This is a genomic window from Streptomyces sp. NPDC014734 (assembly GCF_043083325.1).
GTDB lineage: Bacteria > Actinomycetota > Actinomycetes > Streptomycetales > Streptomycetaceae > Streptomyces.
The window spans coordinates 52,857-73,042 of record NZ_JBIBYN010000025.1 but is presented as its reverse complement, the minus strand read 5'-3'; the positions used below and the strand labels follow the sequence as shown (position 1 = coordinate 73,042).

15 protein-coding genes are annotated in these 20,186 nt (G+C 70.5%); 8 read left to right on the top strand and 7 right to left on the bottom strand.

The window, feature by feature from the left end:
• Positions 1-183: 183 nt before the first annotated feature.
• A complete protein-coding gene (locus ACF1CT_RS31005) occupies positions 184-984 on the top strand; it encodes a M23 family metallopeptidase (protein ID WP_391787309.1) in 801 nt (266 codons plus the stop codon).
• A gap of 223 nt (positions 985-1,207) precedes the next feature.
• Here the strand turns inward: ACF1CT_RS31005 and ACF1CT_RS31000 are convergent, their stop codons facing one another.
• Positions 1,208-2,485, bottom strand: coding sequence for a M6 family metalloprotease domain-containing protein (locus ACF1CT_RS31000; protein WP_391787308.1), 1,278 nt, complete (start codon positions 2,483-2,485; stop codon positions 1,208-1,210).
• A gap of 332 nt (positions 2,486-2,817) precedes the next feature.
• On the opposite strand from ACF1CT_RS31000, the gene ACF1CT_RS30995 reads away from it, so the two are divergent.
• Together ACF1CT_RS30995 and ACF1CT_RS30990 are read left to right on the top strand one after the other, a co-directional pair.
• Positions 2,818-3,480: a TetR/AcrR family transcriptional regulator gene (locus ACF1CT_RS30995; RefSeq protein WP_391787307.1), complete on the top strand. Its 663-nt coding sequence runs from the start codon at positions 2,818-2,820 to the stop codon at positions 3,478-3,480.
• A 216-nt stretch (positions 3,481-3,696) separates the two neighbouring features.
• On the top strand, positions 3,697-5,238 hold the full coding sequence (locus tag ACF1CT_RS30990) for an MFS transporter (protein WP_391787306.1): 1,542 nt from the start codon (positions 3,697-3,699) through the stop codon (positions 5,236-5,238).
• Between the two features lie 262 nt (positions 5,239-5,500).
• On the opposite strand, the gene ACF1CT_RS30985 is transcribed toward ACF1CT_RS30990, so the two are convergent.
• Complete coding sequence (locus tag ACF1CT_RS30985; RefSeq protein WP_391787305.1) at positions 5,501-6,016, bottom strand: MarR family winged helix-turn-helix transcriptional regulator; 516 nt, start codon at positions 6,014-6,016, stop codon at positions 5,501-5,503.
• Between the two features lie 136 nt (positions 6,017-6,152).
• On the opposite strand from ACF1CT_RS30985, the gene ACF1CT_RS30980 reads away from it, so the two are divergent.
• Positions 6,153-6,935: a dioxygenase gene (locus ACF1CT_RS30980; protein WP_391787304.1), complete on the top strand. Its 783-nt coding sequence runs from the start codon at positions 6,153-6,155 to the stop codon at positions 6,933-6,935.
• Between the two features lie 182 nt (positions 6,936-7,117).
• Here the strand turns inward: ACF1CT_RS30980 and ACF1CT_RS30975 are convergent, their stop codons facing one another.
• A complete protein-coding gene (locus ACF1CT_RS30975; RefSeq protein WP_391787303.1) occupies positions 7,118-8,266 on the bottom strand; it encodes a questin oxidase family protein in 1,149 nt (382 codons plus the stop codon).
• 450 nt (positions 8,267-8,716) lie between these two features.
• Between ACF1CT_RS30975 and ACF1CT_RS30970 the strand changes: the two genes are divergently transcribed.
• Complete coding sequence (locus ACF1CT_RS30970; protein WP_391787302.1) at positions 8,717-9,715, top strand: RNA polymerase sigma factor RpoD/SigA; 999 nt, start codon at positions 8,717-8,719, stop codon at positions 9,713-9,715.
• A 146-nt stretch (positions 9,716-9,861) separates the two neighbouring features.
• Here the strand turns inward: ACF1CT_RS30970 and ACF1CT_RS30965 are convergent, their stop codons facing one another.
• Positions 9,862-10,824, bottom strand: a complete 963-nt coding sequence (locus ACF1CT_RS30965; protein ID WP_391787301.1) for a helix-turn-helix transcriptional regulator — start codon at positions 10,822-10,824, stop codon at positions 9,862-9,864.
• 258 nt (positions 10,825-11,082) lie between these two features.
• Between ACF1CT_RS30965 and ACF1CT_RS30960 the strand changes: the two genes are divergently transcribed.
• A complete protein-coding gene (locus ACF1CT_RS30960; RefSeq protein ID WP_391787300.1) occupies positions 11,083-12,873 on the top strand; it encodes an MFS transporter in 1,791 nt (596 codons plus the stop codon).
• Positions 12,874-13,069: 196 nt separating this feature from the next.
• Here the strand turns inward: ACF1CT_RS30960 and ACF1CT_RS30955 are convergent, their stop codons facing one another.
• The 3 genes from ACF1CT_RS30955 to ACF1CT_RS30945 all read right to left on the bottom strand — a co-directional run bounded on the left by ACF1CT_RS30955 (position 13,070) and on the right by ACF1CT_RS30945 (position 16,577).
• Entirely contained in the window at positions 13,070-13,840 is a 771-nt protein-coding gene (locus ACF1CT_RS30955) for a DUF6227 family protein (RefSeq protein ID WP_391787299.1), read from the bottom strand.
• Positions 13,841-13,977: 137 nt separating this feature from the next.
• Complete coding sequence (locus tag ACF1CT_RS30950; RefSeq protein ID WP_391787298.1) at positions 13,978-15,279, bottom strand: P1 family peptidase; 1,302 nt, start codon at positions 15,277-15,279, stop codon at positions 13,978-13,980.
• A 137-nt stretch (positions 15,280-15,416) separates the two neighbouring features.
• The gene (locus tag ACF1CT_RS30945; RefSeq protein ID WP_391787297.1) at positions 15,417-16,577 is read right to left on the bottom strand and encodes a low temperature requirement protein A; all 1,161 of its coding nucleotides are present in this window, start codon (positions 16,575-16,577) and stop codon (positions 15,417-15,419) included.
• Between the two features lie 123 nt (positions 16,578-16,700).
• On the opposite strand from ACF1CT_RS30945, the gene ACF1CT_RS30940 reads away from it, so the two are divergent.
• The gene (locus ACF1CT_RS30940; RefSeq protein ID WP_391787296.1) at positions 16,701-17,831 is read left to right on the top strand and encodes an MFS transporter; all 1,131 of its coding nucleotides are present in this window, start codon (positions 16,701-16,703) and stop codon (positions 17,829-17,831) included.
• Entirely contained in the window at positions 17,828-20,182 is a 2,355-nt protein-coding gene (locus tag ACF1CT_RS30935; protein WP_391787295.1) for a molybdopterin oxidoreductase family protein, read from the top strand. The genes ACF1CT_RS30940 and ACF1CT_RS30935 overlap by 4 nt, the downstream gene beginning before the upstream one ends.
• The last annotated feature ends 4 nt before the right edge of the window (positions 20,183-20,186 follow it).

The window sequence follows — 20,186 nt, the reverse complement described above, 5'->3', positions numbered from 1 at the left end:
GACGTGAGGGTGTGACAGGAGCCGCCGTGCGGGGGCCGGTTGCGTCGGTCTGTCGTTCCGTGCCGACTCCCGACCGGACCGCCCGGTGGGCGACGTGCGGACGGGGGAGCGTTGTCGAGTTTTCCGGAGTGCTTGTGGAAGTTGCACGGTCCGGTCTTCGGAGTGGGGGCGTTGTGCGTCCTCGTGAACGGGAAGGGGCTGGGCCCTCTCTGGTACTCCGGTGTCGCGCTGCTCGCTGTCGGCGGGCTCATGCGCTGGACCCTGGTGCGGCGGCAGCGCCCGCCCCGTGAGCGGTCCCCGGTGCCGGTCGGGATGCCGGTGGCCGGCCGCTGGATGGTGCTCAACGGGCCCGCCACGAAGGTTCCCAGTCATGTGCACAGCCTCGCGCAGACCTATGCCGTCGACCTGAAGCTCGACCCGTCGCCCTCGGCGGCCGGTGCGGACGCGGCTGGGGCGCCGCCGTTCGGCTGGTTCCTGCCGTTCGGCCGGAGTCCGCGGCGCTACCCCTCTTTCGGGGTGCCTCTGCGGGCGGTGGCCGACGGGGTGGTCGTCGCGACCGCGAGCGGGCAGCGCGACCACCTGTCCCGGACGTCCCTGCCCGGCCTGGCCTACCTCTACCTGGAGGGATTCGTCCGCAGTCTGGGCCTGACCCGTCATCTCCTCGGGAACTACATCGTGCTGGACCTCGGCAACGGCGTGTACGCGGTCTGCGCCCATCTGCGTCGCGGCTCCCTCCGGGTGGCGGTGGGAGACCGGGTGACGGCCGGTCAGGAGATCGCCGAATGCGGGAACTCCGGCAATTCCTCCGAGCCGCACCTGCACTTCCAGCTGATGGACGGACCCGATGTCATGACCGCGCGTGGTCTGCCGTTCGCATGGGACTACCTCGACGACGACGGGGTGCGGCGGACCGGGGTGCCCGAGGACTTCGCGCACGTCGTCACCGACCGGGGAGCGCCGTGCGGCGCTGCGGCCGGGGGCTGATCCTCCGCGGGCGGCGGGCGGCGGGCGGCGGGCGGCGGGCGGCGGGCAGGTGGCGGGTGGCAGAGGGCGGACAGTGGGCATCAGGTGCGGTTTGCCGGGTGCCGGGTGCCGGGTGTCGGGTGCCGGGTGTGAGGTGTGAGGTGTGAGGTGTGGAGCATTGGGGTGCCGGTACCGGTGCCGGTGCCGGTGCGGGGCATCGGGGTGCGGACTCGGGTGCGATCGGTCAGGGCCGAGTTATCCGGACCCGGTAGTTCCCGTCGTCGTTTTTGTCGACCACGGATATGCGTATCCCGGCGACACGGTCGGTGAAGGTCTGCCCGGGCCGGAAGGTGGCGTCGGAGAGTTCGGCGTGCACATTGGGCAGGTGGGTGCAGCCGCCGCTGTTCTTGGTGCTGTCCATGACGGAGACGGGCCCCTGGCCGGTGTCGATGTTCGAGCTCACCTTGTAGATCAGCACGCCGGGCCGGCAGACCTCCTGGTCGTTGCCCGCCCGGGTCCGCACCTCCACCGCGTAGCCGGACTCCGCGCTCAGCGGTACGAACGCCAGCTTCGTGCCGCCCCGGGTGGCCAGCGGTTCGAGGACGTGGTCACTGGTGCCGCTGTCGGCGGCACAGCTGATCTGGCTGTTGTCCAGCCAGCCGAGCTTCCACTTGTGCCAGCCCAGTAGATCGTTGTTGGCCCCCCAGTCCTCGGACATGATGTCCCAGTGCCCGACCGCCCCGCCGCCCTCCATGGTGTACAGGTCGGGGAGGCCGAAGATGTGGCCGTTCTCGTGCGGCAGGACGCGGTATCCGGTCTGCTCGAACGCTCCCGAGCCGTCGTCCTGGCGGCTGTAGATGAAGGACGTGTTGGCGAGCGGGACACCGTCCGCGTGCGGGGCCTCGTCGTTGCCGGAGAAGGTCACGGACAGCACGGTGTCCAGGGCGGGGGGACCGGCGTTCGGTGTGACCAGGATGTTGACCAGGTCGTACACGCTGAAGTCGACCTTCGGGTCGGCGGCTGCGACGACGTCCTGGACGAGGTGGCGGTAGCCCGGCTCGTACGGTGAACCCCGGTCTATTCCGTACTCCGAGAACGGCAACGGCATCCGCAGCCAGGATTTCACCGGTGCGTCGGGGATGTAGACGAGTCGCCCGTACGAACCGGTCCGGAACCAGTCGGAGGTCTGCGGGAAGAATTCGGCGTACCGCTCCGTCGCCGACTCGGTGCCCGGGGCGTCGGGAAAATCGATCATCAGGTTGAGGGCGTGGATTCGGCCCGTGGAGCGGGCGTAGCCCGCCGGTGTCGGTATGCCCTCCGACATCTGCACGCCCATGGTCGCCGGTATCCGGCACGAGGCCGTGCCCGCCGAACGGGACGTGGCCACCGGCCCGGCCGTGGCCCGGCTGGATATCGGAAGCGTGCTGCTGGCCGAGGCCATGGTGGCGATGACCAGGGCCGTTGCCGAGGCGAGTGCGATCGGACTGCGGTGCTTGCGTATTCGGCGGCGGGACGTTCGCATGGAGGTGCCTCGGGGTCCGCGCAGCCGGCCGACCCCGACTGCTCTCTGCCGATCAGCCTGTGACGGGTGGTGCGGCACCGCTCGTTGGGTGCGCCGATCGGTTGGTTTCCTCTTCCCGAGGTGTGTTTCGGGTCACAGCGTGCTGAGAAATAACCGGGGACGGTTTCCCCGTTTGCACCGGTGTCCTCGTGAAACGGGGAGGCTTTCCCCGGTTGTGACGGGGGCTGCCACGAGATACCGGCAAGTCCGGTGTCGGTGATCGGTGCGACCGGAGTCGGCGGGCCCGCGGGGCGGGAAGCCGGAAGGCCGCAGGGAGAGAAGGAGCGGACGTCATGGAGAGCGTTCCCCGTAACGCGACCGGAGGGGCGCGGCCCCGGGCCACCCGCCCGCGGGCCGACGCGCTGCGCAACCGGGAACGGATCGTGATGGCCGCGCGCGAGATGTTCGTGGAGTTCGGGTCGGACGCGCCGCTCGACGAGGTCGCCCGGCGTGCCGGGGTCGGCAACGCCACGCTCTACCGGAACTTCCCCGATCGGGCCGCGCTGATCCACGAGGTCGTGCTCGCGGTCACCTCCCGTACCACCGACCGGGCGGAGGAGGCGGCGGCCGAGGAGGCCGATCCCTTCGCCGCGCTCAGCCGCTTCGTACACGCCGCGGCCGATGAACGCATCGGGGCGCTGTGCCCGATGCTCTCCGGCGGCTTCGACAAGGACCACCCGGAACTGCTCGCCGAGCGCCGACGCCTCGAAGAGGCCGTCGGGGGGCTCGTGGCGCGGGCCATGTCCGCGGGGCGCCTGCGCACCGACATCGAGGTCGGTGACGTCATGGTCGCCCTCTCCCAGCTCACCCGGCCGCTGCCCGGCACCGGATGTCCGGCCATCGACCGCTTCGCCCATCGCCATCTGCAGCTGTTCCTGGACGGCCTGGAGGCCCCGGCCCGGTCCCGGCTCCCCGGAACGGCGGCGACCCTGGAGGGCCTGCGACACCGGGGCTGACGCCCGTGCCCGGGCGCTGAGCCCGTCCTTCTCCCGACACCCGTCCTTCTTGCTTCTTCCCCTCCTTCTTCCGACGCCCGTCCTTTCTTTCTTTCTTCCGACGCCCGTCCCTCCTTCGACACCTGTCCTTCCTCCGACACCCGTCCTCACGCCGGAATCCCGGTTCACGCTCTCGCGCGCCCGCGCGCCCTCACATGTCCCCAGGTGGATACCTCCATGCCGAAAACAGGCGACCTCCGACTCCCGGACCCCAGCCGCTGGAAAGCGCTGGCGTTCATCTCCCTCGCGCAACTGATGGTGGTGCTCGATGCCACGATCGTGAACATCGCTCTTCCGCACGCCCAGCCGGCCCTGGGTATTTCCGACGCCAACAAGCAGTGGGTCATCACCGCTTATGCCCTCGCGTTCGGCGGGCTGCTGCTCTTCGGCGGCAGGATCGCCGACCTCTGGGGCCGCAAGCGGACCTTCGTCGTCGGCCTGATCGGCTTCGCACTGGCCTCCGCGCTCGGTGGCGCGGCGCAGAACCAGGGGATGCTCTTCGGTTCCCGCGCGCTGCAGGGCGTCTTCGGCGCACTGCTCGCCCCGGCCGCGCTCTCGCTGCTCGCCGTGATGTTCACCGACACCAGGGAACGCGCCAAGGCGTTCGGCATCTACGGCGCGATCGCCGGTGGCGGCGGGGCCGTCGGCCTGATCCTCGGTGGCTTCCTCACCCAGGCGCTGAACTGGCGCTGGACCTTCTTCGTCAACATTCCGTTCGCGGTGCTCGCCGCCGCCGGCGCGTACTTCGTGATCCGCGAACCGGCCGGCAGCCGCAACCGCTCGTCGCTCGACATACCGGGTGTCGTCCTGTCCGCGCTGGGGCTGGTCTCGCTGGTGTACGGGTTCACCCGTGCCGAGTCCGCCGGCTGGTCGGACGGGCTGACCATCGGCTCGTTCGTCGCGTCCGCGGTACTGCTCCTGGCGTTCGTCGTGACCGAGGCCCGGACCGGGGCGCCGCTGCTGCCACTCCGTGTCCTGCTGGACCGAAACCGCGGCGGTGTCTACCTCTCGCTGGGGATGGCCGTCATCGCGATGTTCGGGCTGTTCCTCTTCCTGACCTACTACCTGCAGATCGTGAAGGGCTATTCGCCGATCAGGACGGGCTTCGCCTTCCTCCCGATGATCGCGGGCATGATCACCGGTTCCACACAGATCGGCGCCCGGCTGATGACCAGGGTTCCGGCGCGGGCGCTCATGGGCCCCGGCTTCCTGGTGGCGGCCGTCGGCATGCTGCTGTTGACGCGTCTGGAGGTCGGTTCCTCCTATACCGGGGTCGTCCTGCCGGCGCAGCTCCTGCTCGGACTGGGCATGGGCACGGCGTTCATGCCCGCCATGTCGCTGGCCACGCACGGGGTCGAGCCGAGGGACTCGGGCGTCGCGTCCGCGATGGTCAACACCTCGCAGCAGGTGGGTGGTGCGATCGGTACGGCGCTGCTGAACACCGTCGCCGCGTCGGCCGCGACGGCCTACGCGACCTCGCACGCCGCGCTCGGCGCCGCCGATCCGGAAGTGCTGAAGCTCCAGTCGATGGTCCACGGCTTCACCGCCGCCATCTGGTGGGCCGTCGGCATCCTGGTGCTCGCCTCCGCGATCGCGGTGACCTTCGTCAACGCCGGTCGCCCCATGGCGAGCACGACGGCCCGGACGTCCGGACCGGGCGGTGCCGAGGGTGCCGAGGGCACCGAGGACGAGGTCAGGATTCCGGTCGTCGCCCACTGACACGGGCCGGACGGCGCACGGTGGCGCGCCGTCCGGCAGCGTCGTCCGGTGGGGTGCTGTCCGGCAGCACGTCGTCCGGTGGGGTGCTGTCCAGCGGCGTGCTGTTCGGTGGCGCGCTGTTTGTGGGGTGCACACGGTTCCGCCCCGGTTCCGCACGACGGAACCGGGGCGGAACCGCTCCGGGCCCGCGCCCGTCGGCGGGCCCGGAGCGACCCGCACCTGTCGCATCCCGGGTCGGCGCCCCTCGCGACGGGGCCGACGGTCACCGCAGCCAGGGAAGATCCGCGTCCGTGCCCTCCGGCTGCAACCCGGTGGCGATGACCTGCATGATCTCGCCGAGCGAACGCATCTGCTCGGGTGTGAGCCGGTCGAACATCGCCTGGCGCACGGCCCTGACATGGCCCGGCGCGGAACGGCGCAGCATCTCGAAGCCCTCGTCGGTGAGGACCGCGTTCTGGCCGCGCTTGTCCGACGGGCAGTTCTCGCGGCGTACCCAGCCGCTCTTCTCCAGCCGTGCGACGGCGTGCGAGAGGCGGGAGCGGGTGATCTTGGCGTCCTTGGCCAGTTCGGTCATCCGCTTCCGGCGGCGTGGCGCCCGGGAGAGCTGCACCAGCAGTCCGTAATAGATGTGCGGCATGCCCGCGTCGCGTTGCAACTGGCGATCGAGATGGTCCTCCAGGAGCGTGGTGGCGTGGAGATACGCGCTCCAGGCTCTCTGCTCGTCGTCGGATAGCCAGCGCGGTTCGCCGGAGGGGGCTGCCGTGGTCATGTACTCCACTGTAGACCTTTTCTTGAAAGTTTAACTAGATAGAGCTAAGGTCTCCGGAGGTGGGAACTTGAATATTAAAGAATCCTCCCTTCTCAAAAGAGACCAGTAGAAGACATACCGTGAGCAGCAGCGGATGGGGAGTGCCATGACTGTCACCGCGGAGCGCATGCCCGCCCTCTACCTCTCCCACGGCGCGCCGCCGCTGGCCGACGACCCGGTCTGGCCCGGCGAACTGGCCGCCTGGTCCGCAGGTCTGGCCCGCCCCCGCGCGATCCTGATGGTCTCCGCGCACTGGGAGGAGGCGCCGCTCGCCCTCGGCGCGACGGACACCGTGCCGCTCGTGTACGACTTCTGGGGATTCCCCGAGCACTACTACCGGGTGCGGTACGCCGCCCCGGGCGCTCCGGAGCTGGCGGAGAACGTACGGAAGCTGCTGCGCGGCGCCGGTACGCCGGTGCAGGACATCCCGGACCGCGGGCTCGACCACGGGGCGTACGTTCCGCTGGTGGAGATGTTCCCGGACGCCGACATCCCCGTGCTCCAGATCTCCATGCCGACGCTGGACCCGCGGAAGCTGATGGACATCGGACGCAAGCTCGCGCCGCTGCGCGACGAGGGCGTCCTGATCGTCGGCAGCGGCTTCTTCACCCACAACCTCGCGGCGCTGCGGCACACGGGCGGCGGTGTCCCCGGATGGTCGGCGGAGTTCGACGACTGGGGGAACCGGGCGCTTCTCGCGCAGGACATCGACACGCTGCTGGACTTCGAGCACAAGTCCCCGGCCGGTCGACTGGCCCATCCGCGCACCGAGCACTTCGCCCCTCTCTTCGTGACGCTCGGCGCCGCGGAGGGCGAGCTGGACCGGGGCCGCAGCGTCATCGACGGCTTCTGGATGGGGCTCGCGAAGCGCTCGGTGCAGTTCGGCTGAGAGTCTGTCGGGCGACCTCTGACCGGAAAGCGAGCAGGGCATGGTGCGTGCGATTCCAAGGCGCCGGGAGGGCCCGGTGGCGGAGCTGCTCAGTCGTGCCGGCAACGCCGGAAGCGTGCGTGCCGCGACGTTGCCGCCCGGTCAGAGGTCACCCGACAGGCTCTGAGGGGCGCGGGCGCGCCTCAGCGCACGGGCGGGTTCAGCTCGATCGCGCGGAGCGCGGCGGCGAGGGCCGTGGCGTCGCCGACGTCCCACGCGGTGTCGGTGAACTTGATGGTGTGATCGTCGCCGTGCGCCGCCGCCCGCGCGAAGACCTCCTCGGCGGTCATGGAGACGGTCACGGACTCGGACGCAGATGCGGACGGAGACACGGACGCGGATGTGAACGGGGACGCGTGCGGGTACGGGGCCGGTTCGGCCGGGGCGTACGCGGCGGTGACCGCGGCACTCGCCGCCCAGGCGGCGTCCAGACTCGGCGCCCACAGTGCGCGGGGAAGCGCGGGCAGCACGCGCAGGACGGCATTGGGCGCGGTCGCCGCGTGCACCAGCATGATTGGTTCGCCGTACCCGTGCGTGAGGTAGCGGTGGGTCGCGGCCCGCACCAGTTCCGCCAGGCGGGTCCGTGCCTCGTCCGGGTCGACGGGGGAGTGCTGCGGCCACACCGGGAAACCGGTGAGTCGAGCCAGGCGGTCCCGGGCGCCGCCGCTCTGTTCGGACACCCGGGGCACGGCGTCCAGGGCCGCCGCGGCGCTGGACGCGGGCGGCAGCGGGATCAGCGGCGGCAGCGGCTGGTGGCGGGCGGCCCAGTAGCCGAGGCCGTGCGCCAGTTCGGTGATCCGGGGCGCGCTCGCCGTGCCCGTGAGCAGGGTGCGTACCGCATGCCCTACCCGGATCGCCGGATGGGTGGCGCCCGCGGCGATGCCGGGCAGCAACCGGGGCCACCACTCGGCGAGGACGTCCCGCCAGGGGCGCTCGGCCGTCTCGCGCTCGAAGTACACCGTCCAGTCCGCGATGCGGCGCGGATCGCCCAGGGCCTCGTGCCAGTTCTCCGCCGTCACGGCCGACGAGGTGCCGGGCATGTCCTCCAGATTGTTCCGGTAGTGGTCGAGCCATCGGTGGACGGTCGGTGCCTGGCCGTGCCGTACCAGCGCCTCGACGGCCATCGGGGCGTGGTTGCTCAGCCAGCCGTCCCGTTCGGGGCCCGTCGCATGGAGCCGTTCCAGCGCCTCGTCGAGCGTGCCCGTGCGGTCGTCGTGCGCGACATCGTCCCTCGCGAGGTCGCCGTGCGTGATGTCATTCCTTGTGGCGTCATCCCTTGTGACTTCATTCATGCGAAAGCACGGTAGGGAAGCGGACCGGGCCGCGTAACGGGCCGGGGACGTAGATTCCGCGGGGCAATGCACCTAGGACTTTGTTCCCCTCCGCCCTCGTCTCCGCCTCCTCCCCACCGTCCGCCTTCTCCGCCTTCTCCGCCGGGACGGGAACGAAGCCGGGCCCGCCGCCGTTCGAGTCTGAGAGAGGGCGTCGAACGTGACGGCGGTCTCACGCGAGGCGGTTCCGCAGGGGTTCGAGCGTGGTCCCGAGCAGCTCCCGACGCCCCGCCTGACCTGCGCTTCTGCCCGACCGTCCGGCCTGTGCGCCGCGATGCGGCCCGACAGGGTACTGCATGATCGCGAAATTGAGTGCCGGGCATGGGAATTCTGTCCGGATTCCAGTCGTTGTTTCCATCGGATGCAGGGCACCCGAGAGGGTGTCGCGACCTACTCAGCAAGGGAGCTCGCATGGCAACCCGTGCCGTCGCCCGTCGTTCGTCCGCCACCGGCGGGACCAACCGGGCAAGCAGTGTTCGCGCAGCGGGCGGAGAGATCGCCGATCGCGACCTGGTCGGCATGTACCTGGACGAGATCGCGCGTACGCCGCTGCTCGACGCCGCCAGGGAGGTCGAGCTGTCGCAGACCGTTGAAGCCGGTGTCTACGCCCGGCAGATACTCGACGGCGCGGTGGACAGCGAAGCCGGCGGAGCGACGCGCGAGGAGCTGGAGGCGCTGGTCGCCGAGGGCGAGCGCGCCAAGGACATATTCATCCGTTCCAACCTTCGGCTCGTCGTTGCCGTCGCCCGCCGCTATCCGCGGGCCGGGCTGCCCCTGCTCGACCTGATCCAGGAGGGGAACGCGGGCCTGGTGCGCGCGGTCGAGAAGTTCGACTACGCCAAGGGCTTCAAGTTCTCCACGTACGCGACGTGGTGGATTCGCCAGGCCATCACCCGTTCCATAGCCGACCAGTCCCGTACGATCCGGCTCCCCGTTCACCTGGTGGAGGAGCTCGGCCGGATTCGTCGGGTCCAGCGCGAGTTCAACCGTGAGCACGGCCGCGAGCCGGAGCACACGGAGATAGCCGCCGAGCTGGACTCCACGCCGGAACGCGTGGGCGATGTCCTGGACTGGGCCCGTGACCCGGTCAGTCTCAACATGTCCGTGGACGACGAGGGCGAGACCCAGTTCGGCGATCTGCTGGAGGACACCTCCGCGGTGTCGCCCGAGCAGTCGGTGATGACGCTGCTGCGCAGCGAGGAGCTGGAGGACCTGATCGGCAAGCTCGACAACCGCACCGCGTCCATCATCCGCATGCGGTACGGCATCGAGGACGGCCGCGAACGGACCCTCACCGAGGTGGGCAAGCAGCACGGCCTGACCCGTGAGCGGATTCGCCAGATAGAGAAGCACGCACTGCTCGAACTGAAGCGAATGGCCCACGACACGGGTTTTGACGCCGCGGCGTGAGCTGTTGTCCAGTAACCTCCGAAATGGGTCGCCTCGCGTGACCCCCGAGCATCGCCTGGTGCGATGCCTTGAGCGCCGCTCCGTGCGGCGCCCCGAGCTGAGTCCCGGCGCCCACCCCCCCTGGCGCCGGGGCTCATCCTTTTCCGTCAGTGCTCCGTGGCGCGGTTCAGCCGGGCGCCCAGATCTCTCAGGTACTCCACCAGCTGTGCGGGCCCGTGGACGGTGAACTCGCAGTCCACCAGAGCCAGCCGGAGGGCCACCCATTCCAGTGAGTCCGACAGCTCCGCCCGCATCCGGCACCTGTTCGCGGCAACCGGTTCCAGCGGGCCGAACGAGGCGGGCAGCCGGGCGGACACGAAGTCGGCCGGGGCGGCGAAGGAGACCTCGACCAGCAGCTCCGGCCGCCGCCGGGCGATGGAGCTGCTGAGGAACTTCGCCGCGTCCCCCGTGGGAAGCGCGCGCGGGGTGAACCGGGCCCCGGTCGCGAACGGCTCACTCACCCGGTCCACCCGGAACGTGCGCCAGTCCTCGCGCCCCAGGTCGTATGCGACCAGGTACCAGCGCCACCCCGCGCTCACCAGCCGATACGGTTCGCCCTCGCGCTTCGTCTCGGCGCCGTCCCCCGCCCGGTAGGTGAATCGCAGCCGCTCCCGCCCGGTGACCGCCGAAGCCATCACCGTCAGCGTGTGCGGGTCGATCGTCGAGCCGTCGCCCCGAGTCAGCGGAATCGTTGCGTTCTGCAGGGTCGAGACCCGGTGCCGCAGCCGTGACGGCAGTACCTGCTCCAGCTTCGCCAGCGCTCGTACGGATGCCTCGTCGACCCCCTCGATGGCGTGCCCCGCACCCGCGCGCAGGCCCACCGCGATGGCCACGGCCTCCTCGTCGTCCAGCAGCAGCGGCGGCATGGCGGTGCCCGCGACCAGGCGGTAACCGCCGACCGAACCCCGCGTGGCCTCGACCGGATAGCCGAGATCGCGGAGCCGGTCGATGTCCCGGCGGATGGTGCGCGGGCTGACGTCCAGCCGCTCGGCGAGTTCGCTGCCCGGCCACTCGCGCGGTGTCTGGAGGAGCGACAGCAGATTCAGCAGTCGTGCCGGAGTGTCGGCCATGGGCTCACCCTCGTGTCGGAGCGGACGTCGTACTCGGAGGTCGCGCGTGAGGCCGTACGGGAGGCCGTACCGGAGCAACGGCCTCCCGTGCCGTGCCGACGGCGTGACAGCCGGCTCGTGCGGTGCCGACAGCCTCCGAGGCCCGTGCGGTGGTGCACGGGGTGCTTGTGCGGGGTGCTTCTGTGCGGTCGGTCACCGCACCAAGGATGCGCGCTCATTGGGTCATGAACTGACCTAATGAATATCTAATGTCCTCCCATGCTTTCTTCCGCAACTCCGCAGCCTCCGGCGGCCGGGTCCTCGGCCACCGAGACTGCCCAAGCCGTCCCGGCGGCCTCCACCGCCCCGGTCGCCCCACCTGCTCCACCCGTTTCGGACCGGCGACGCTGGTTCGCGCTCGCCATCGTGATGACCGCGGCCTTCATGGATCTCGTCGACGTCACGATCGTCAACGTCGCCATTCCGAGCATCCAGAAGGACACCGGCGCTTCGTTCACCTCGATCCAGTGGATCACCGCCGGGTACGCCCTTGCCTTCGCGGCCGGACTGATCACCGGGGGGCGGCTCGGAGACATCCACGGCCGCAAGCGGCTGTTCCTCATCGGCATCGGCGGATTCACGCTGGCCTCCGCGCTCTGCGGTTTCGCCGTGAACCCGGAGATGCTGGTCGCGTCCCGCATCCTTCAGGGCGGTACTGCCGCGCTCATGGTTCCGCAGGTCCTGTCGATCGTGCATGCCACCTTCCCGGCGCATGAGCGGGGCAAGGTCTTCGGTCTCTTCGGCGCGATCGTCGGTCTCGGCGCGGTCATGGGGCCGCTGCTGGGCGCGCTGCTCACCGAGTGGAACATCGCCGGTCTCGAATGGCGCCCGATCTTCCTGATCAACCTGCCGGTCGGTATCGCGGGGCTGATCCTGGGCAGCAGGTTCATCACCGAGTCCAAGGCACCGAGGGCGCTGCGGCTCGATCTGGTCGGCGTCGTCCTGGTGACGCTGGGCCTGCTGATGCTGATCTACCCGCTGACCCGCGGGCGCGAGCTGGGCTGGCCGCTCTGGGGCCATCTGTCGATGGCCGGCAGTCTGCTGGTGTTCCTGGTGCTTGTGCTGTTCGAGCGGGCGAAGGCGCGCAAGGACGGTTCGCCGTTGGTCGAGCTGTCGCTGTTCCAGGTCAAGAGCTTCGCGGCGGGTATCGCGGTGCAGCTGACCTTCGGTATCGGGCTCGGCATCTTCTTTCTGGTCTGGACGCTCTACATGCAGATGGGGCTCGGCTGGAGTGCGCTGCGGGCGGGCCTGACGGGTGTCCCGTTCTCGATCGCCGTCTCGGCCGCCGCCGGGATCTCCGTGCAGAAGCTGGTGCCCCGGTTCGGGCGCAAGGTTCTCCAGACGGGCGCGCTGCTGATGATCGCCGGTCTGCTGCTCTACACGGTGGAGGCAGATCGGTACGGCATGGCCATCACCTCCTGGCAGATGGCGCCCCCGCTGGTGGTCATGGGGCTGGGCATGGGCCTGATCGTCGCCCCGCTGACGGACGCGGTGCTGTCCGAGGTGCCGAAGGAACACGCGGGGTCGGCCTCGGGCCTCATCAACACCGTGCAGCAGATGGGCAACGCGCTCGGTCTCGGGCTGGTCGCGGTGGTCTTCTTCGGGTCGATCGATGACCGGTTGGCGCCGCAGCAGGCGGGCCCGGCCTTCGCCGAGGCGTTCCGGCACTCGCTGTGGTGGGTGGCCGGGGTGCTCGCGGTGATCTTCCTGGTGATGTTCGCGCTGCCCGCGCGGTCGCGGCAGCACCTGGAGAGCGGCGGCGATGCCGTGGCCGACGGCCCCGACAGCAGCGGTCCGGTGCGGAGCCGTCCCACTGGTCACGGCGGCGCGATCGGCACCGAATCCGCAGCGGGAACCGAATCCGCACCGGGAACCGGAACCACATCCGGACCGAAAAGCGCATCGGGAACGGGAAACGCATCCGGAACCGGAATCCGGCCCCGCTCGGTCGCCGATGCCGATGCCGATGCCGATGCCGCGTCGGACAGGGCGCCCGTGCCGACGCCGTGAGGTCTCTCCGGAGATCTTTCCGGAAGCCTTCCCGTAGGTCTTCCAGGGGGTTCTCCCGAGCCCGGGACGACTTCCAGGGGCCCCGGGAGGTCGCTCGCTCCTCACGCGGGCCGTTCACGGGTCGGTGCCCGCGCCCTTCGGGGTACGGGCACCGACGCACGCGTGGGCCGGACCGGGCCCGTTCACGGCCCCCGGATCAGCAGATGCGGGTACGGCTCTCCATCGCGCCGCGTGCGGCGTTCTCGTCGGCGTACACCTCGCACATGTGACGGCCGTCGGGCGTGGCCGTGTGCTCGACCTCCCACAGGCTCGTCTCACTGCCGTCCAGGAGCAGGAAGGCGTGTTCGTACAACGTGAATCCGGCGTCCCGCCCGTCCACCTGGCACTGGCGGCCGAAGACCTGGGTGATGTGATGGGCGAAGGCGGCGCGCAGCAGCCGGGCCGTCTCCTCGCCGGGACCGTCGCCGTTCTCCGCGCGGCGCAGCACGCGGCGGGCGTGGTCGGCCGAGTTGTCCGGGGCGTACGTCCGGGGCAGCGGGGCCGACGGCGCCGCCATCAGGAGCGTGAGCGTCTCCAGGTCGGCCTGTGGCCCGTCGTCCCCGAACACCGGGACCTCCCCGAGCCTGCCGTCCAGCCGCGCGGCGGCGACCTGGGCGTCGGTCTCGTCGTCGTACACCTCGTGGTGCCGGAATTCGGGTTCCGTCCGGGCCCTCGGGTCCGTCGCCTCCCGCGGACCGCTGTGCACCAGCTCCCACAGCGTCAGGGCGGCGCCGTCGGACAGCAGGTACGTGTGACGGTAGGTCTCGCGGTGGAGAACGGAACTGTGGTGCGAGGAGTGCAGGGAACTGCTGTGGGCGAGCGCGGTACCGAGTCTTTCGACCGTGCTGTCGGGCAGGTCGAAAGAATTGAGTGCCCGTCGCAGGAGTCGCTCGAGGTGTTGCTCGGTTGTCTCGTACGGATCGCTCAAGGTGCTGTCTCCAGGCCGTTGCCGCGTGTTACTTGCTGCGTGCTTAACGTAGTCCCTGGGTCCGACATCGTGACCGGGGTTCAGAAAAACGATTGGCGCGCACGGATGGTTCCTGACGTTTCGTCCGAACTTCCCTGTCACACAGGCGAGTCGGGGGCGGGGCGGGGGCGCGCCGACGTGGTCCCGGCCGGCCGTGTCGGGGGCGGAGTCGTGCCGTAGAGATCGCTGTACGAGAGCAGGTGGGTGCCGCCGTGCCGGGCCTCGACCTCCCGGGCCGCCCGGATGGCCTTCACGACGGCACGGGTCAGACAGTCCGCAACGGCCGCCAGTACGTCGTTGAGCGCGATCGGGTTCCGTGGATCGAGTGGCCGGGCACCGGTGGCCAGCGCGAAGACGGTGTCCCCGTCGGTCAGCAGGTGCACGGGACGGACGGCGCGTGCCAGGCCGTCGTGCGCCGTGCCCGCGAGCTTCTGCGCCTGGGCCCGGGTGAGGTCGGCGTCCGTGGCGACGACCGCGAGCGTGGTGTTGAGCGGATGGCCCGGACCGGCCTCCCGCGCCTCGGCCAGTCGGCGTCGTGCGGCGCGGTGGACTTCGGGCGTTGGGACAGTGGGTGGTTCGGCGGTGCCGTACTCCCCGTACAGCACCCCCGTGTACGGGTCGATCACCGAGCCCGCCGCGTTCACCACGACCAGTGCGCCCACCGTGATTCCGGACGGGAGCAGCACACTCGCCGTGCCCACCCCGCCCTTCAGCCCACCGGCGACCGCGCCCGTGCCCGCGCCGACGTTCCCCTCGGCGACCGGTGCCCCCGGAGCCGTGCCCGCCGCGTCCTCCGCCGCGGCCCGGCCGGTCGCGGCGTTCGGGCGGGCCCGCCAGTCGCCGCCCCGCCCCAGGTCGAAGACGCAGGCCGCCGGGACCACCGGCACCACCTGCGCAGGGTCGGGGCCGACCCGCACCCCGCGCCCGCGCTCCTCCAGCCAGGCCATCACGCCGGACGCCGCGTCCAGCCCGTACGCACTGCCGCCCGTCAGGACGACGGCGTCGATGCGCTGGACCAGATTGCGTGGATCGAGCGCGTCCGTCTCCCGCGTTCCGGGGCCGCCGCCGCGCACGTCGACGGCCGCGACCGCGCCGCCCTCGGGGGCGAGGACGACGGTGGTGCCGCTCAGCGCACCCGCCCCCGCCACTCGCGCGTGCCCCACGCGGAGCCCGGCGACGTCGGTCAGCGCGTCGAGCGGCCCGGCGGTTCCGCCGGAGAGGTACGAGGCCCCCTGCCGTTGCCGAAGCGCCGCCACCGGTTCGTCCGCCGCCCCTGCCGCAGGTTCGGCGGCTGCTTCCTCTGCCGGTTCGTCCGCCGCCCCCGACGTTTCTTCCGTTGCTTCGCCCGTTGCTTCTTCCGCCGGTTCGTTCACCGCTTCGCCCGTCGCTCTTTTCGCCATCGCGACTCCTGTTCCTCGACCCGCCCGTACTCGGCGGCCCCATCGCCCATCAGACGCCCCGACCGCACCCGTCGTCCAGCGTCCGCCCGGGATCCCCGTTCGCCCGTCGCCGTCACCCGTGCCGCCCGTGCGCCCCCTCATCCCACCGGGACCGGCCGTCGGGAGAGCAGTACCCCCGCGGCCACGGCAGCCGCCGCCACCAGGCCGGCCACGAAGACCGCCCAGGCCCCGGCGGACGTGCAGCCCAGGATCGCCAGAGCGGCCATGGGCAGGGGCAGTTGTTCCGCGAGATCGCGCTTGAAGTGCCGTGCGTGCAGCGCCCACACCGTCAGCAGGAAGAGAGCGGAGGGCACGGTCACCGCGGCGGCGGCCGCCCCGGTCGAGACGTGCGCCTTGCCCACGGCCTCCTCCACCGCGACCTCGATGCCCGCACCGATCGCGGCCGCGGAACCGAAGACCAGGTAATGCCCGTATCCCCAGATGAACGCTTCCCTGCTGCCGCGCAGATAGTCGTGGATCGGCACGGCGAAGTAGATCCACCAGGCGGAGAAGACGATCAGCAGCCCGCCCGCGGCGATCGGCAGCAGCTCGCCGAGCGCCTCGTGCTCGTCCAGCGCCTCCTGGACCGCGACCGTGGCCGAGGCGATGGTCTCGCCCAGCACGATGATCGTGAACAGCCCGTACCGCTCGCCGATGTGGTGCGGATGCCAGCTCGTCGGGCGGTCGCGTTCGGCGATCGCCGGAACGGACATCTCCGCGAGCGCCAGCACGACGAAGACGGCGGCGCGGGCTGCGCCCGACGTGCCATCGGGCAGCAGAAGCATGGCGACCCAGCCCAGCTGCACCACCGCGATACCGACGGTGTAGCGCAGTGCTACGCGCCGCTCGGCCCCCCGGGTGCAGTGCGCGGCGCGCAGCCACTGACTGGTCAGCGCGATCCGCATCACCACGTAGCCGATGACGACGACCGTCCAGTCACCCGCGTCGAAGGCACGTGGGACCCCGGCGGCGAGGATGAGCACACCGGTGATCTGGACGAGCGTGACCACGCGGTACAGCGGGTCGTCGGTGTCGTAGGCCGAGGCGAACCAGCTGAAGTTGACCCACGCCCACCAGATCGCGAAGAAGACGGCCGCGTAACCGCCGACTCCGGTGAAGGGGTGCCCCTCGGCGACGGCGTGCACCAGACGCGTGCCCGCCTGGGCCACCGCGACGACGAAGCACAGGTCGAAGAAGAGTTCCAGCGGGGTTGACGCGCGGTGCTTCTCCATACGGCTGCGAGCCGTCATCACGGGCATGGGAGCCAGCACATCAGACGGGGTGAGCCGCGCCGTACGGGCGCGCCCCGTATGGGGGAGCGCGGTCACTCCGCCGAGCCGCAAAACAGGAGTAATCCGGATGTATGGCTCTACGGTGACGAGGTGACCGAACCGTCAGAATCCCCTGCCGTCACCGACCGGCCCTCCCTCGGCGCACACGCGGGACCCACCGGTTCGGCACCGACCGGTGCGGCCGGGGGCGCAGGGCCCCGTTCCGTCACCGCCCGTGCGACCGCGGCCGGTGCCGCCGTCTCCGCCCTGCTGGTCCTGGCGATCGTGTTCGGCAGCAGGTTTCTGCGGAACTTCGACTCCGCCCTCCTTCCGTACGCCGTGGCGACCGTCTTCCTCGCCTTCGGCGTCGCCCATCGCTACACGGTCTGGGTTTCGGCGCCCGGCGCGAGGCGCCTGTTCAAGCAGGGCTGGCGGAGCCTCTTCTCCGTGGCCAACTTCCGCAGGGCGCCCACCGCCCTGCCCCGGATGATCGCCACGTACCTGGGATTCCAGAAGTTCCTCGGCGCCCGTTCCCACGCCCGCTGGGCGGCCCACCAACTGATCTTCTGGGGCTGCGTCCTCGCCGCCCTGATCACCTTTCCGCTGACCTGGGGCTGGTTCACCTTCACCTCGAACACCGGCTCGGGTCCCGGCTACGAGATGCGCGTCTGGGGCTTCAAGATCATCGGGTTCGACTCCCTGGACTTCCTGGGCTGGCTGATGTTCCACGGCCTGGACATCGCCGCCGTGCTCGTGATCCCCGGTGCCTCGTACTTCCTCTGGCGCCGGATGCGGGACCGCGGTGCCGTCACCGGCCAGCGCTTCGCCTACGACCTGGTCCCGCTGATCGCCCTGATCGTCATCTCGGTGACCGGGCTGCTGCTCACCTTCTCGTCGATCTTCCTGCACGGCGGCGGGTACGAGTTCCTGGCGGTCCTCCACATGGTGTCGGTGGTCTTCACCCTCGTCTACATCCCGTTCGGGAAGTTCTTCCACATCGTCCAGCGCCCCGCCGCGGTCGGCATGCAACTGTTCAAATACACCACCCGGCGGAACCAGGAGGTCTTCGGCTGCCGCCGCTGCGAGGAACCCATCGACACCGGTCCCTACGTCGAGAACCTTCGCGGCACCATGCGCGACCTGAGCCTCGGCTTCGACGCGTGGGCCGAGTACTGCCCGCGCTGCAAACGGGTGCTGCGCGGCAGCGCCTACCTCTCCCAGGTGAAGAAGGGCTTCAAGTGACCCCGGACCCCCGCGCGGCCGATTCTCGTTCCCCGGGCCCCCGCGCGGCCGACCTGGGGGCGACGATTCCGCTCGGGCCCTCGCTCGCCCCGCCCGGCACCCGGGCCTTCCGGGACGCGGGCGGCATCCCCGCCGACCGGTGGCGCGCCGACCAGGGGGGCGAGACGCTGGTCCCCACCCACTGCTGCTTCTGCGGGGTCCAGTGCGGGATGTACCTGCGCGTCGACCACGGCGGGAAGGTCTTCGGCGTCGAACCCCGCAACCACGACATCAACCGGATGCGGCTGTGCCCCAAGGGCATCAACGCGTATCAGCAGGTCAACCACCCCGACCGGCTCACCGCCCCGCTGATGCGCCGCTCCCGCGACGAGGACTTCCGCGAGGTCACCTGGGACGAGGCGCTCGACTTCACCGCATCCGAGGTCCGGCGCATCCAGCGGAGCCACGGGAACGACGCCTTCGGGTTGCTCGGCGGCGCCAGTCTCTTCTCCGAGAAGACCTATCTGGTCGGCAAGTTCGCCCGGGTCGCCCTCAAGTCCCGGCACGTCGACTACAACGGGCGGCTCTGCATGGTCAGCGCCGCGGGAGCCAACAAACTCGCCTTCGGCATCGACCGGGCCGGCAACCCCTTCTCCGACATGTTGCTCACCGACTGCCTGCTGATCGCGGGCTCCAACGTCGGCGAGTGCTTCCCCGTGATGACCCAGTACGTGTGGGGAGCCCGGGACCGGGGCGCGAGCCTGATCATCATCGACCCCCGCGAGACCGCGGTGGCCCGCACCGCCGACATCCACGTAGCGCTCAGGTCCGGTACCGACTCCGCCTTCTTCAACTCCGTGCTGAACGTGGTCGTCGAGGAGGGTCTTGCCGACGACGCCTATCTCGCCGCCCATACGACCGGCTGGGAGGAGGTGAAGGCCAAGGCCGCCGAGTATCCGCCGTCCCGAGCCGCCGAGATCTGCGGCATCCCCGCCGAGCAGATCGTGCAGGTGGCCCGCACTTTCGCCCGCGCGCCGAGGGCCATGGCCTGGCACGCCCGGGGGATCGAGCACCACTCGCAGGGCGTGGAGAACTGCCTCAGCGTGATCAACCTCTGCGCCGCCACCGGCCACATCGGCAAGCCCGGCGCCGGCTACGGCACCCTCACCGGCCAGGGCAACGGGCAGGGCGGGCGCGAACACGGTCAGAAGGCCGACCTCCTTCCCGGCGGCCGCTCGATCATGAACGAGGAGCACCGGCGGCAGATCTGCGAGATCTGGGGCATCGAGGAGTCCGAACTCCCGCCCGCCGGCACCTCGATGATGGAAATGGTCTGGCAGATGCGTCGCCAGGAGATCCGCGGGCTGATCGGTATCTGCAACAACCCGTTCGTCTCCCTGCCCAACTACGACGTCGTCAAGGCCGGTTACGACACCTTGGAGTTCCACGCCCAATTCGACTTCTTCCTCTCCGAGACCGCCGCCAACGCGCACGTCGTCTTCCCCGTCACCACCTGGGCGGAGGACGAAGGGGTCATGGCCAACGCCGAGGCCCGAGTGGTCAAGCACAACAAGGCCCAGGACCCGCCCCCGGGCGTGCGTACCGACACCTGGGTGCTGTGCCGACTCGCCGAACGCCTCGGCGCGGGCGACAAGTTCGCCTTCGCCGACTCCCGCGCGGTCTTCGAGGAACTGCGGATCGCCTCCGCCGGAACCGTCAACGACTACTACGGCATCACCTATGAGCGGCTGGAGGAGACCGGCGGGATCGTCTGGCCCTGCCCCTCCACCGACCACCCCGGCACCCCCCGCCTCTTCGAGGACGGGCGGACCTACCACCCGGACGGCAAGATCCACCTCCAGGTCGTCGAGTGGCATCTGCCGATGGACCCGTACGACGACGAGCACCCCATGTCGCTCACCACCGGACGCACCGTCGCGCACTTCCTCTCCGGGAACCAGACCCGCCGCCTCGGTGCCCTCGTCGAGCAGACCCCGCGCCCCTGGGCCGAGATCCACCCCTCCCACGGCTTCCGCGACGGCGAACCGGTGCGAGTCGTCACCCGGCGCGGCAGCGAGGTCTTCCCCGCCCTGGTCACCGAGGCGATCCGCCCCGACACCGTTTTCGTCCCGTACCACTGGGCCGTCCCCACCTCCGCCAACGCCCTCACCATCGATGCCCTCGACCCCCGTTCCAAGATTCCCGAGTACAAGGTGTGCGCCTGCCGCATCGAGCACGCCGACACCGTCGACGAGGTCCCCGCGCCCCCGGTCGCTCCCGGCCACGTCGCCTACCCGGAGACCCAGGTCTCCCGCACCGACCCGCTCCCGCCCACCGCGCCCCAGGGGCGTGGCACCTCGGAAAGGGGCTGATCCC